The sequence below is a fragment of the Citrobacter sp. Awk 4 genome (genome assembly GCF_028069725.1).
Lineage (GTDB): Bacteria > Pseudomonadota > Gammaproteobacteria > Enterobacterales > Enterobacteriaceae > Citrobacter_D.
Genome location: NZ_JANEWG010000156.1, coordinates 1 through 378 on the forward strand (window position 1 = coordinate 1; position 378 = coordinate 378).

A 378-nucleotide genomic window follows, 5' to 3' on the forward strand; every position below is an offset into this window, starting at 1 on the left:
CCACATTGGCGGGGGCTTTCCAGACCCCGCGATTACGGTCACTGGTACAATAAATACCGGCCAGAGTGGCGGCGGGAGAAATGGGGGCTCTCTCCAGTAAGGTATCGATTTCCGCACTGACAAGGCCATACTGGGCTGGATTAACTGTTTTCAGCATATCCAGCCTGGTAATTTCATTACCCACAGGATGAGTGGCATCTTTATAACCTGACACTACTATCGCCGTATCGGCAGGGCGGGAAGCCCTGACAGAGACCTTCGGATAATAGACTGCGGTCTTCATCGGCTCAGTGGACGGAACCGTCGAACCATCACTGCTGTCAGCCAGTAAAAAATAGCCCGGGTCACTCTTCAGTAAGCTGTTAATACTGTTGTAAA

Annotated in this window: 1 pseudogene; it reads right to left on the bottom strand. The window is 51.6% G+C overall.

Going from position 1 to position 378, the window contains the following annotated elements:
• Positions 1–378, bottom strand: a pseudogene (locus NNO04_RS22630) (phage tail sheath family protein); the annotation flags it as partial.